Origin of the sequence: Planococcus sp. SE5232 (assembly GCF_050686535.1) — a bacterium.
In the GTDB taxonomy this organism is placed as follows: domain Bacteria; phylum Bacillota; class Bacilli; order Bacillales_A; family Planococcaceae; genus Planococcus.
Genome location: NZ_JBOGCP010000002.1, coordinates 466,085 through 478,867, shown reverse-complemented (window position 1 = coordinate 478,867; position 12,783 = coordinate 466,085). Strand labels below are relative to the sequence as shown.

Here is a 12,783-nt window from a genome sequence, read left to right as displayed (position 1 = left end):
TCTTTGCCGCACAGGAAGGGCAGCTTAAGACCGAGGAGTTGGCCCGTTGGAGTCTGGACAAGACCGAACAAAAATCGAATTTTATATATTCAGCAGGAGGTAATGTGATATGCCACGCGTAAAAGGTGGAACAGTGACGCGCCAGCGTCGTAAAAAGGTCATTAAATTAGCAAAAGGTTATTATGGTGCAAAGCACATCCTTTTCAAAGTAGCAAACCAACAGGTAATGAAGTCAGGTAACTATGCTTACCGTGACCGTCGCAACAAAAAACGTGATTTCCGTAAATTATGGATTACACGTATCAACGCAGCAGCTCGCATGAACGACATTTCATACAGCCGTCTTATGCACGGATTGAAAGTTGCGGGCATCGACATCAACCGCAAAATGCTAGCTGAAATCGCTGTATCTGATGCAGCTGCATTCACAGCATTGGTTGACCAAGCGAAGCAAGCAGTAGCTAAGTAATAAAAGCGTAAGCGCCTATCCAGGCCCGACAGGCTTAAGGTGGCCCATCGAAGCGGCGTTCTTTGCCGCATAGATGAGCTGACTTAAGACCCCGAGGGGCTAGGCGCTGAAGCTGGACCGTAATAAGAGCATAAGCGCCTGTCCAAAGCAGCCCATAGACCCTCACACAACTAGAAAGCTGCAATGCTCAGGCGTTTAGCGAAACAATAAAAAAGACTGACGAATCTTCGTCAGTCTTTTCTTATGGAGGAAAACACGATGTTTTTGATTATCTTTGGCTATTTTGCGATTTTAACGGTGATGGCATTTGTAATGATGAAGGTCGACAAACACCAGGCCCAACGCCGCGGCCAGCGGATTCCGGAAAAAAACCTGTGGACTGTGGCGATTTTCGGCGGCGGCATCGGCGCCTATTTGGGCATGATGGTATTTCGGCATAAAACGAAGCATACCAATTTCCGCATCGGCTTTTTAGTGCTGGCGATGCTGGATATTGCCATTCTCATCTGGAGCTACCAGAACTTTTTTACTGGGTAAGCGCTGAAGTCATTCTTCTTGCTTCATTAAACGTTCAATCGGATTTTTCCAATTAATGCGGGCTTCCGGATAGTTCATCAAGATTTCCTTTTCGAGAAATTGGAAATCTTCTTTCGTGAAGCCCTGCAATTTATCGGGGTTTTCCACCCATACAAAAATGGAAACCACTTCGAATGAATTTTCAGTAGTGCCCAAGTATTTTTCGCCTTCGAACAACACGCCGCGAAGCGCGATGAAAAAGTTTTTCTGCACATTTTTCACGTCATCAAGAAAATAATAGGTTCCGGATTCAAGAGCGGCATCCAATTTCCTTTTCGGATCTACGATATAGCGGATCAATCGGTAAAATAAGTAGATGATCAATGCCAGTACAATGAGGCGTATGAGAAAAGCCATTTGAATTACCTCCTAAGTTACATAGTCCTACTAGTTATTATACGAGTGAAAAGTAGTTTGGTTTCAAGATTTATTCTATTAAAAGGAGAGATTTTTATGAAATTGAAGGAATTGTTTACCATGCAGGAAGAACTGGATCGCTTTATTCAATCAAACCAGGAAATCAATGAAGATGTTTTTCGCAAAAAAGGCTTGGCTTTATTAGTGGAATTGGCGGAACTGGCGAATGAAACACGCTGCTTCAAGTTTTGGAGCACGAAAGGCCCTTCCGAGCGATCTGTCATTTTGGAGGAATACGTCGATTCAATCCACTTCCTTTTGTCGCTTGGAATCGAAAAAGATTTGAACACGCTGGAGGTTTGGCCGGACCCAGTGGCAGAAAAAGAGTTGACGGAGCTGTTCCTGCTGACGCAAAAAGCCATACAGGAATTTCTGGAGAATTATTCGATGTCCAACTTCAAGGAAATCTGGAGCTGCTATGGGGGATTGGCGCTGGCGCTGGAATTCACTTATGATGAAGTGCTGGAAGCTTATATCCAAAAGAACAAAACCAATTACGACCGCCAGCATAACGGCTATTGATCGAATGAATGTTTTGATAACTGTTCAGAATTGCACTATAATGGGTAAGCAATGAATTACTTAGGAGGTCGAAATAATGTCTAATTTGGATGAAACACAATTGATGTTAAAAGAATTGACGGATGCGAACGCCATTCCCGGAAATGAGCGCCAATCGCGTGAAGTCATGAAAAAATACATAGCGCCATTTGCCGACTCGATTGAAACAGACAATTTGGGAAGTTTGATTGCGAAAAAAGAAGGGCTGGCGGACGGACCCAAGATCATGGTCGCTGGCCATTTAGATGAAGTCGGATTCATGATTACTCAAATCGATGAAAAAGGCTTTTTGAAATTCCAACCCGTAGGCGGCTGGTGGTCACAGGTGATGCTGGCGCAGCGCGTCACCATCACGACTCGCAACGACAAGGAAATCACGGGTGTAATTGGTTCGAAACCGCCGCATATCCTAACTCCGGAAGCGCGTAAGAAGCCTGTCGAGATCAAAGATATGTTCATTGACATCGGTGCATCGACACGCGAAGAAGCGAAGGAATGGGGAGTCACTCCAGGAGACATGGTCACACCGTATTTCGAATTCACCGTGATGAACAATGAAAAATTGCTGATGGCGAAAGCCTGGGATAACCGCATCGGCTGTGCGATTGCGATTGATGTTCTGAAAGGCCTAAAAGGCGTAGACCATCCAAACGTCGTTTATGGAGTAGGTACGGTTCAGGAAGAAATCGGTCTGCGCGGCGCTAAAACAGCGACTGCTCAAATCCAACCGGATATCGGATTTGCTGTAGACGTCGGCATTGCCGGCGATACACCGGGAATCACCAGCAAGGAATCCAACAGCAAAATGGGCGAGGGCCCGCAATTATTGCTGTTCGACGCCTCAATGGTGTCCCATCGCGGATTGCGCGAGCTGGTTGTGGACACTGCTGAAGAAGCGGGCATCCCGTATCAGTTCGAAACGATTGCGGGCGGCGGAACAGATGCCGGATCCATCCATTTGACGGCAAACGGCGTACCCGCTTTGGCGATCGGCGTAGCGACACGCTATATCCACTCGCACGCAGGTATCCTGCACCGCGACGATTATGAAAATGCAGTGAAGCTGATCATCGAAGTGATCAAAAAGCTTGATAAAGAAACAGTAGCCCGTATTACATTCGAATAAATAAGTGGAACCCCTTCGCGTCGGTGAAGGGGTTTTTTTGTTGGTTGCGGCTGTTCTGCAAACAAACTAGCGTATACCGCAAACAAACACGTGTATTCCGCAAATAAACCCAATATAGCGCAAACAAAAGCTCGAACAGTCGCTTTTCGCTGGCGAAAAGCATCCATTCAAGTGTTTTGTTCTTATGAATTCCGGAAAGGTGATAGAAATCAGGGAAATCTATTAGGGAAAGAAGAATCGCTTAATGCTATACTTCAGGTATTCTGTGAGGAGGTGCTCAATGAACAAGAAAGAAGTCGTTTTGTTGTCGGAAGCGGAGTCGTTGGAAAGGCTGTTATACCGGTTGCCGGAAAACCATCCGCAACGACAATTCATTCAAATTGAACTATATAGGACAGCTGCAGGAAAACGGGGAGAGGACAGGCTCGAGCGCAAATTCATCGAATTCAGTCCGGAAGAAAATCATCGGTTTCTGCGAAATATCTGTTTAACTTTGGGTGAGTGGAAAATCCAGATGGACGGATTGTTGCTGACAGAACGCGGTGCAATCATCGTCGAATCCAAAAACATCAGCGGTCAGCTGTATTTTGATGACAACACGGGTGAATTCTCGCGAGTCGATTTGGATGGTGTACGAACCGTCATGGAAGATCCGACAATCCAATTGAATAAGCATATCCGTTTTTTAAATAAATTCTTCAAGCGGCATAAGATCAATTTTCCGATCGACGGCATCGTTGTTTTCACCTCAAAAAATTGTGAGTTCATGATTAAACCTGCGACGAACTATGTATGCAAAACTTATCAGCTGGTCGATTATTTGTTCAAGATCCTTCACACATTCCCTCAAGAAGCTACGCATCAAAATTTAGCGAAAATCGATATACTCCTTCAAAAATTCCACACTCCTTATAAACGACAACCTTTATGCCAACTATACTTTATTGATGCCGACGAATTGAAGTCAGGAATTCTGTGCAACAGCTGTAAAAAACATACGATGGTGCGCAAACGCAAAGCAGGATGGATATGTGGGCAATGCCGAACGGTGGATTCGCAAGCTCTTCAGCAAGCCGTTCAAGAATATTTTTCGTTGATGCACACTCAATTGAGCAACCACCAGCTCCGGAAATTCTGCAAGCTGGAGTCTCCTTATACGGCTTCCCGACTATTGGCGACTTTCGAACTCGAAACCGCCGGCGCATTGCGGAACCGGACGTATCAATTAAAGAAGGAACAGTAGCTTTTCGCCTCTGGTGAAAAGCTTTTTTATGTGTTCTGCAAACAAACTATCGGATTCCGCAAACAACAGCCGGTATACCGCAAACAAACTGCCGGATTGCGCAAGCAACTCACAACTTAGCGCAAACAACCGCCTTTATTCCGCAAACAAACAAATTTCTCCAGAAACAAGATCCTAAAAATGTACACTATACTTGACCGGATGTTAAGTATAGTGTACATTTTGTACTATATACCGAACATTTCATTGGGAAGGATGAAGCGGATGCTTAAGAACCGCGTAAAGGAGTTACGGGCTCGATACGGTTTCACGCAAAGTGATCTTGGCAAACAGGTGGACGTCACCCGCCAGACGATTGCGTTTATTGAGAAAGGGGAATTTTCCCCGTCGATCACGCTGTCGTTGAAGCTGGCAAAGGCGCTTCAAACAAACGTCAATGAATTATTTTGGCTGGAGGAGGATAGCAATGAAAAATGATTTTCGTATGCAGTATCCGTTGTGGATGATGGGTTTTATTGTGGTGCTGGGGATGTTCGCCTATGGCGTCAGTTCGCCCGCGACAGAAATAGTCAATACAGAAACGGTGCAGAGCCTTTCCATAGAGCTTGGACCCATCGCCGGATTTTTCGCTGTGGGGGCAGCCGCACTTTATATTTTATTGCTGGCAGGTTTCATCTTCCAGCTGACACGCCATAACAGAAAGAATCCGACGCAGAAAGTTTCTGCCTTCTCAATCCGGCCTCCTGAATACCTGGAACAGGACGAGGGAATGACGTATATTACACGAAAAGCATCTCAGAAAGTCTACACGTTCATGTCCTGGAGCCTGCCGATGCTGGCGGTGTTTGCCATATTTTCTCCATTGCCAAACCTGTTTACAGTTTGGGGAATTCTGCTGATTGCCCTAATCCAATACCTAATCTACTATCTGGAAATCCGTAAGCATTTTAAGGAGGAAACCGAATGATTTATGAATATTTGCTGGTCTTTTTGGGAGCCGCGATTCCCTGGTTCGAAATCGCTCTAGTAATTCCACTTGGCATCATCTGGGGCTTGTCGCCGTTTTGGGTGATGATAGTGGCGTTCGTGGGCAATATGCTGACGGTGTTGGCATTGATCATCGGTTTCGACCGCTTCCAGATCTGGTACAACAAACGCCAGGAAGCGAAAGGAAAAGCCAGTACGAAAAAAAGTGAACGCGCGAAACAAATTTGGAATCGGTACGGCTTGCCTGGCCTAGCCATGCTCGGACCTATTCTGATCGGTACCCATATCGCAGCATTCATCGGGATGACGCTGGGGGCAACGAAAAAGAACACAACCGTTTGGCTGACCATCAGCATTGCGGTCTGGACATTGGCGTTCGGCATTTTGACTGCTCTCGGCTTTGATTTCTTCACGAGGGAAATCTAAGCTGTGTCCAGACTCCAGCGCCCAGCCCCTCGAGTCGCTTCAGCCTTTCCAGCAATGGAAAAGGACGCCATTACCGTAAAGGCTTCAAGCGCTTGTCGGGGCTAGATGGGCGCTTCCGCTTTTCTGTATGCTATACTTGAACTACTCTGAAATAAAGGCGTGATCCTGTAATGAAAAGAATTGAATCGAACCAAAACTCACTCGTCAAGCATTGGAAAAAGCTCGGGACGACCCGCAAAGAGCGCGATAAATTTGCGGAATTCCTGGTGGAAGGCTTTCATTTGACGGAAGAGGCATTGAAGAAAAAAGACCTTATCAAGTCGTTGATTGTCCGTGAAGGTGTAGACATTCCAGCGGACTGGGATATTGAAGGCGTTGCGCATTACTCCGTGACAGCTGCTGTGGCGAAGGAAATATCGGAAACCGAGCATACGCAAGGCATTTTCGCGCATTGTGCGCAGCCTGAGTTTACGGAAGACGAACAGAAATCCTGGACCAAGCTCCTGATGATCGATGCTGTCCAGGACCCGGGCAACATCGGCACGATGATCCGCACTGCATCGGCGAGCGGCATCGATGCTGTGATTCTTGGAAAAGGCTGTGCAGATCCATTCAATCCGAAGACCGTCCGTTCGGCGCAAGGATCGCATTTCCAGATTCCCGTCGTCAAAGGGGAATTGATCGATTGGACCGCACAGGCCAAAGCCAACGGCATCAAAATCTTCGGGACGGCGCTGCAAAACTCAACGCCGGTTCACGAAGCGGAAACGCATGAACAGTTCGCGTTGATTGTCGGCAATGAAGGCAGCGGCGTCGATCAAGTATTGCTGCAACAGACAGACCAGAATTTGATGGTGCCGCTTTACGGCAGCGCAGAATCCCTGAATGTTGCAGTTGCTACAGGCATTCTTTTGTACAGCCTGGTGCCGAAAAACTAAGTTTGATAAAAATCGTGAACTTTCGTATAATGAAAGAGTAAATAGAAGTAAAAGCGAAGAACGGGAAAAGTACGTTGCGCCCTTACATCCCAGAGATTCCGCACCTTGACTGGAAGTGTGGATATGTAAACGCCTCAGAAGTTCACCCCGCGAGCTGCCCAACGGGACCAGTAGAGATGCTGTAAAGATGGGCCGGTGAAGAGCCGTTATGTAAATGAGTGATTGCTGTATGGCGATAACTAGGGTGGTACCGCGAATAATGCCTCGTCCCTTTTCTGGGACGGGGCTTTTTACTGTCTAAGGAGGAGAAAAGAATGGAAGCACAATTGCAGGAATTGAAAACACAGGCACTCGAAAAGATCGCCGAAGCTTCAAACGTTAAAGAATTGAATGACGTCCGTGTGGCGTATCTCGGGAAAAAAGGGCCGATTACAGATTTATTGAAAGGCATGGGGAAACTCCCAGCTGAAGAACGTCCGAAAATGGGCGCATTGGTCAATGTGGTTCGCGAAGAAGTGACAACTCAGCTGGAAGGCCGTATGGTCATTCTGGAAGAGGAAGCGATCAACCAGAAGCTGCAAAGCGAAACGATCGACATCACGTTGCCGGGACGTCCTGTCAAAACAGGCAACTCGCATCCGTTGACGCGTGTTGTGGAAGAAATTGAAGACCTGTTCATCTCCATGGGCTATGAAGTTGCAGAAGGCCCGGAAGTGGAAAAAGACTATTACAACTTTGAAGCCTTAAATTTGCCAAAAGGCCATCCCGCACGTGATATGCAGGATTCCTTCTATATAACAGAAGATATTTTACTGCGTACACACACATCACCGGTACAGGCGCGGACGATGGAAGCAAAAGGCGGCGAGCCGATCAAAATTATCTGTCCGGGCAAAGTGTACCGTCGCGACAGCGATGATGCGACGCATTCGCATCAGTTCACGCAAATCGAAGGATTGGTCATCGGGGAAGATATCCGCATGAGCGACCTGAAAGGGACGCTTTCCGTATTCGCCAAGAAAATGTTCGGAGACGACCGTGAAATCCGTCTTCGCCCGAGCTTCTTCCCGTTCACGGAGCCTTCAGTGGAAATGGATATTTCCTGCTTCAAATGCGGCGGCAGCGGCTGCAACGTCTGCAAGAAAACAGGTTGGATCGAAATTCTGGGCGCTGGAATGGTGCATCCGAATGTTCTTGAAATGGCCGGCTATGACTCGAAACGCCTGACTGGCTTCGCTTTCGGCATGGGTCCTGAGCGTATTGCCATGTTGAAATACGGCGTCGAGGATATCCGTCATTTCTATACGAACGATGTCCGCTTTTTATCCCAATTCCAACGTACAGAACTTTAAGGAGGAAATAAACCATGCTCGTATCCATTAACTGGTTAAAAGACTATGTAAATACACAACAATTGCCACCCGCCGAACTGGGTGAAAAAATAACGCGTTCCGGCATCGAAGTGGATGCAGTCATTGACCGTTCGCACGGCATGACAAATATTGTCGTCGGCTATGTCGAGTCTTGCGTCAAACATCCGGAAGCGGATAAACTATCGATCTGCCAAGTCAACGTCGGTGAAGAAATTGCACAGATCATCTGTGGTGCACCGAACATCGCTGCTGGCCAGAAAGTCATCGTGGCACGTCCTGGAGCAACACTTCCCGGCGATATCAAAATCAAAAAAGCGAAGCTTCGTGGAGAAGAATCGCATGGCATGATCTGTTCGTTGCAGGAGCTTGGCATTGAAGGCAAACTGGTGCCGAAAGCTTACGCTGAAGGAATTTACGTGTTGCCGGAAGACGCGGAAACCGGTTCTGACGTCATCACCAATTTCGATTTGGATGACACGGTGCTGGAACTAGGCTTAACGCCGAACCGCGCAGACGCGATGAGCATGCTAGGAGTCGCTTACGAAGTCGGTGCGATCCTTTCTGAAGAAGTGCAACTTCCTGAAATCAGCTACAAAGAAGCATCTGACACAGCAGCATCCATGCTGACATTGAATGTCGATGCACCTGAAGCCAATCCGCTCTACGTAGCGAAAGTGGTCCGCAACATCAAAGTGCAGGAGTCGCCGATGTGGCTACAGCAGCGTTTGATGGCAGCCGGCGTCCGTCCGCATAATAACGTGGTCGACGTCACCAACTATATTTTGATGGAATACGGCCAGCCGCTTCACGCATTCGATTACGATGCATTGGACAGCGGCAATATCACTGTTCGCCACGCTAAAGAAGGCGAAATGATAACGACGTTGGACGATGCTGAACGCAAATTGTCCGGTCATCATCTGGTCATCACCAACGGCGAAAAACCAGTGGCGATTGCCGGTGTCATGGGTGGTGCCAACTCGGAAGTCAGCGATTCGACGACAACTGTTGTCATCGAATCCGCTTATTTCGCATCAGGTTCTGTCCGTCAGACATCGAAAGACCACGGCCTTCGCAGTGATGCAAGCTCGCGTTATGAAAAAGGTGTGGATCCAAACCGCGTCATTCCAGCCGCAGAACGCGCAGCACAATTGCTGTCCGAACTTGCCGGCGGGGAAGTGCTAGCTGGATCAGTGGTATTCGACGAGTTGAATAAAGAAGAGAGAATCGTCAAAGTTTCACCGGATTTCATTAACAGCCGTCTTGGGATGAAAATCGCTTTTGAAGACATGCTGGATATTTTGAACCGCCTGAAATTCAACACAGCCGCAGTAAACGGGCAATTGGTTATTTCTGTGCCGACGCGCCGACAGGACATCCAGATTCCTGAAGATGTCGTGGAAGAAATCGCACGCCTGTATGGCTATGATGAAATTCCTGCAACGTTGCCGGAAGCGGAAACCACGCCGGGCGGATTGACGCCTTACCAGGCAAAACGCCGCATTGCCCGCAATTTGATGGAAGGCGCCGGTTTGCTGCAGGCGACGACGTATTCACTGACTTCCGAGAAGTCGGCGAAGCAATTTGCTTTGGAAGAAACGGAAACGACGCGCCTGTTGATGCCGATGAGCGAAGAGCGCAGCATCCTGCGCCAAAGTTTGCTTCCGCATCTGTTGGAATCTGTCACATACAACACGGCTAGAAGAATGGATTCAGTGGCTTTGTATGAAACCGGTTCGGTCTTCCTGAAAGGCGACGACGAATTATTGAACGAGCAGGAGCATCTGGCGGTTGCCATGACCGGCCTTTGGCTCGACAACAGCTGGCAGGGTGAGAAAAAGCCCGTCGACTTTTTCGTCCTGAAAGGGATCGTCGAAAGTCTTGGCAATAAACTCGGTGTCCAGTTAACATTCGAACGCGGCCAAATGGATGATCTGCATCCAGGCAGAACGGCATTCATCATGCTGGACGGCCAACGCATCGGCGTTATGGGCCAATTGCATCCAACCGAACAAAAAGCGCGCGACTTGAAAACAACGGTTGTCATGGAACTGAACCTGGCAACGCTGTTGAATCTGGAAACAGAAGCATTGGTGTACACGCCAGTGCCGCGCTACCCATCCATGTCACGCGATGTGGCATTGGTCCTTTCCAAAATCGTCGAAGCGGGTACGATTGAAACCGTCATCCGCAACGCAGGCGGCAAGCTATTGAAAGACGTCCGCGTATTCGACTTGTACGAAGGCGATAAAATGGAAGAAGGCAAAAAATCAGTCGCTTTCTCCTTGACCTACTTCGATCCTGAGAAGACCTTGACGGACGAAGAAGTCATCAATGCACATGAAAAAGTAATGGCAGCCTTGACGGAAGTCGGCGCTGAGCTTAGAAGCTAATCTGATTCGATAGTAATGAGTTAAAAGGATGAACCCACAGGGTTCATCCTTTTTTCTTTATTTAGTAAGTAAACTGGTTCATAAAATTTACTTTTTATAGGTCTTTTTAATTTAATAGAGGATAAAATGTGGTAGTATTTAACTATCATAATTAATGGAGGTTCTCTTGTGAAGAGGCTGATGCAAAACGAAAAAGGGTTGACGTTAGTTGAAATATTGGCAGCTTTAGTGATTCTGGGAATTGTGCTTGTCAGTGTGATGAGTTTTTTTACACAATCGGCGAAGTTTACGGCACATAATAATGAGAAATTGACGAATGTACAGATAGCGGAAGAAGTAGTTGCTGAAGTAAGAATTGGTACATACACTAATGACCAGGTTTTCAATCAGAAAAATCATCTAGTTGAAATAAATATTGAAGCTGGGCCAGGAGATTTAAAGTTAGCGGTTATTACAGTAAATTCTCCGGATGATGTTGGGATTGATGAGCCTGAATTTACAACACAGATGTACTTCAAGGTGTCGTCATGAAGAATGAAAAAGGAATCACATTAGTCGAACTGCTTGCTGCCTTAGCTATTCTGGGCATTATTGTCATAGTCATAGCTTCTGTCTTATCAACAGGAACAACAGCTTCAAATAAAACCGCCACAAAACAACAGCTGCAGCAGGAAGCAAATCTGGTTGTTGAAGTTCTTCGAAGCGAATATTTGAAATCAGATAATCAGGTATTTTTTTTAAGTGTGGAAGAGAGCAATGGGGAGCAAATCTTACTATTGGATTCAAGACCTATTTCACAAGGATACAGGTATAGGTTTACGGATACTGAAATAGATCCGAATTTCGATACTAAGTTTGAAATGACAATTTTGGATGCTGATGGCCAATATTACGAAATTGATACAACGTTCAGTAAATTGCGGTGAGGAGAGTAATTATGGATTTCTTAAAGAATCAGAAAGGTTATGCGCTATTGATGGTTATGCTGCTTGTAGTTCTTTTTACAATACTTGGTATGGGGTTACTAACAATGAACATAAATGCATCAAAGCAGTTTAACTTAAAAGAAGAGCAAGTAGAGGCTCGTCATCTTTCTGAAATGGGTATCCTTCATTATCATAACGTGTTGGAGACGGTAGTGAGTGCCAATACCACTGATTTGAAATGTACTAAAATTGAGCCTTTGTTACAAATTGTAAATGCTGATAGTAAAAGTGACTCTAAGTACGAAGTTGCGGAAAATGGGTATTCAGGCAATTCATGTATCGAGCGAGGCGGAACATTGGAAGTGAAAGTACAAAGCAAGAGTGAAGGAGACCTGGATACCGAAAAAATAATTACAGCTACTTACTTTGTTAAAAATAAGGGAACCCATATTCCTGGAAATGGAAGTAGTACCCCTTCATCTCCGATAGTACCTACTAAACCTATAACTAATGCAGATAAACTAACTACTTGGAACAAAAGTTGTGACAAATCAGGTCAAAAGAAATGTAAAGATGCCCATGAAACCATCCAAGAATTTACTGAAGTAACTATGATAGAAATGAAACAAAACAGCTTGCACTTTAAGGATAGCTTGGTAATGGATAATCTTGTTGTGAATGGGGGCAATGGAGCGACCTTGAAAGTGGATAAAAATATGTATGTGTCAAATGAAATCGATGTCCAAAACCACGCATGTATTGCTGTTGGGCAAAATCTCGTGGTTAAGCAGAACATGGAATCCGTAAATAAATTGTCTATGGTCGTTTATAGAGATACCTATTTACCTCAGGTCCTGGGAAGCACCAGTCCAAATAATGAAATGTATGTATTCGGCAATGTGTTCCTGCCAAGCGGCTTTTCATTGCCGCCAAAAATAGGGAAAATGAAAATCTATGTTAAAGGCAACGTATACAAAATAGCTGGAGAAACAATCACTAAAATAGCAAATCCCTTTGGATCTATGTCACAGAATCAAGCTAATATAGCAAATAGGCTGCCGTGTGCTAATCCAGGATTGGAGCAACCTATTACAACACCCACAGTTCCTAGCGCAGCATTTTGGGAACTGGAAGACGATCCTTTGATTGATTATAAATAAAATATCGAGTTTTAATACTTTTTACCTAACCATCTATATATATGCACCTTTTCATTTTTTCTTTATTGGGAAACATCTTGGATTAAAGAAATCAAACTCCTACAAAAATTATCAATTACGTCATCTGTTATAACAGAGATAGGAATTTTAAGAATCAGTAAATTATTTTCGTGAGTAGAATCTAATCG

General features: G+C 45.7%; 15 protein-coding genes and 1 other annotated feature. Of the genes, 14 read left to right on the top strand and 1 reads right to left on the bottom strand.

Translation table 11 applies throughout. The annotated features are described in order from the left end of the window. Positions 1 to 109: 109 nt before the first annotated feature. Together rplT and ACRC6Q_RS11190 are read left to right on the top strand one after the other, a co-directional pair. Positions 110 to 469 (top strand): 50S ribosomal protein L20, encoded by a 360-nt coding sequence (gene rplT / locus ACRC6Q_RS11195; RefSeq protein ID WP_146557605.1) that lies wholly within the window; start codon positions 110 to 112, stop codon positions 467 to 469. 258 nt (positions 470 to 727) lie between these two features. Beyond that, positions 728 to 1,006: a DUF1294 domain-containing protein gene (locus ACRC6Q_RS11190; RefSeq protein ID WP_223638422.1), complete on the top strand. Its 279-nt coding sequence runs from the start codon at positions 728 to 730 to the stop codon at positions 1,004 to 1,006. Between the two features lie 9 nt (positions 1,007 to 1,015). On the opposite strand, the gene ACRC6Q_RS11185 is transcribed toward ACRC6Q_RS11190, so the two are convergent. After that, positions 1,016 to 1,402, bottom strand: a complete 387-nt coding sequence (locus ACRC6Q_RS11185) for a sigma-w pathway protein ysdB (protein ID WP_223638419.1) — start codon at positions 1,400 to 1,402, stop codon at positions 1,016 to 1,018. A 96-nt stretch (positions 1,403 to 1,498) separates the two neighbouring features. Between ACRC6Q_RS11185 and ACRC6Q_RS11180 the strand changes: the two genes are divergently transcribed. The 12 genes from ACRC6Q_RS11180 to ACRC6Q_RS11125 all read left to right on the top strand — a co-directional run bounded on the left by ACRC6Q_RS11180 (position 1,499) and on the right by ACRC6Q_RS11125 (position 12,595). Beyond that, positions 1,499 to 1,984 carry a dUTP diphosphatase gene (locus ACRC6Q_RS11180; RefSeq protein ID WP_431466544.1) on the top strand — a complete coding sequence of 162 codons (486 nt, stop codon included), beginning with the start codon at positions 1,499 to 1,501 and terminating at the stop codon, positions 1,982 to 1,984. Positions 1,985 to 2,060: 76 nt separating this feature from the next. After that, positions 2,061 to 3,149: a M42 family metallopeptidase gene (locus ACRC6Q_RS11175; protein WP_431466543.1), complete on the top strand. Its 1,089-nt coding sequence runs from the start codon at positions 2,061 to 2,063 to the stop codon at positions 3,147 to 3,149. A gap of 280 nt (positions 3,150 to 3,429) precedes the next feature. Then, positions 3,430 to 4,392, top strand: a complete 963-nt coding sequence (locus tag ACRC6Q_RS11170) for a nuclease-related domain-containing protein (protein WP_431466542.1) — start codon at positions 3,430 to 3,432, stop codon at positions 4,390 to 4,392. A gap of 264 nt (positions 4,393 to 4,656) precedes the next feature. Continuing rightward, the gene (locus tag ACRC6Q_RS11165) at positions 4,657 to 4,869 is read left to right on the top strand and encodes a helix-turn-helix transcriptional regulator (RefSeq protein WP_223638410.1); all 213 of its coding nucleotides are present in this window, start codon (positions 4,657 to 4,659) and stop codon (positions 4,867 to 4,869) included. Continuing rightward, positions 4,859 to 5,359, top strand: coding sequence for a hypothetical protein (locus ACRC6Q_RS11160; RefSeq protein WP_431466541.1), 501 nt, complete (start codon positions 4,859 to 4,861; stop codon positions 5,357 to 5,359). Before ACRC6Q_RS11165 ends, ACRC6Q_RS11160 begins: the two co-directional genes overlap by 11 nt. Beyond that, positions 5,356 to 5,805 carry a small multi-drug export protein gene (locus ACRC6Q_RS11155; RefSeq protein WP_223638406.1) on the top strand — a complete coding sequence of 150 codons (450 nt, stop codon included), beginning with the start codon at positions 5,356 to 5,358 and terminating at the stop codon, positions 5,803 to 5,805. The genes ACRC6Q_RS11160 and ACRC6Q_RS11155 overlap by 4 nt, the downstream gene beginning before the upstream one ends. Before the next feature lie 170 nt (positions 5,806 to 5,975). Next, positions 5,976 to 6,743, top strand: coding sequence for a TrmH family RNA methyltransferase (locus ACRC6Q_RS11150; RefSeq protein ID WP_223638404.1), 768 nt, complete (start codon positions 5,976 to 5,978; stop codon positions 6,741 to 6,743). A 47-nt stretch (positions 6,744 to 6,790) separates the two neighbouring features. Next, positions 6,791 to 7,018: a binding site (T-box leader), on the top strand. Positions 7,019 to 7,057: 39 nt separating this feature from the next. Next, positions 7,058 to 8,095, top strand: a complete 1,038-nt coding sequence (gene pheS, locus ACRC6Q_RS11145; RefSeq protein ID WP_223638402.1) for a phenylalanine--tRNA ligase subunit alpha — start codon at positions 7,058 to 7,060, stop codon at positions 8,093 to 8,095. A 14-nt stretch (positions 8,096 to 8,109) separates the two neighbouring features. Further along, positions 8,110 to 10,509: a phenylalanine--tRNA ligase subunit beta gene (gene pheT, locus ACRC6Q_RS11140; protein WP_223638400.1), complete on the top strand. Its 2,400-nt coding sequence runs from the start codon at positions 8,110 to 8,112 to the stop codon at positions 10,507 to 10,509. Between the two features lie 168 nt (positions 10,510 to 10,677). Continuing rightward, on the top strand, positions 10,678 to 11,040 hold the full coding sequence (locus ACRC6Q_RS11135) for a type IV pilus modification PilV family protein (protein WP_431466540.1): 363 nt from the start codon (positions 10,678 to 10,680) through the stop codon (positions 11,038 to 11,040). Then, positions 11,037 to 11,435 (top strand): PilW family protein, encoded by a 399-nt coding sequence (locus ACRC6Q_RS11130; protein WP_431466539.1) that lies wholly within the window; start codon positions 11,037 to 11,039, stop codon positions 11,433 to 11,435. The genes ACRC6Q_RS11135 and ACRC6Q_RS11130 overlap by 4 nt, the downstream gene beginning before the upstream one ends. 11 nt (positions 11,436 to 11,446) lie before the next feature. Further along, positions 11,447 to 12,595, top strand: coding sequence for a hypothetical protein (locus tag ACRC6Q_RS11125; protein WP_431466538.1), 1,149 nt, complete (start codon positions 11,447 to 11,449; stop codon positions 12,593 to 12,595). Positions 12,596 to 12,783 lie beyond the last annotated feature (188 nt).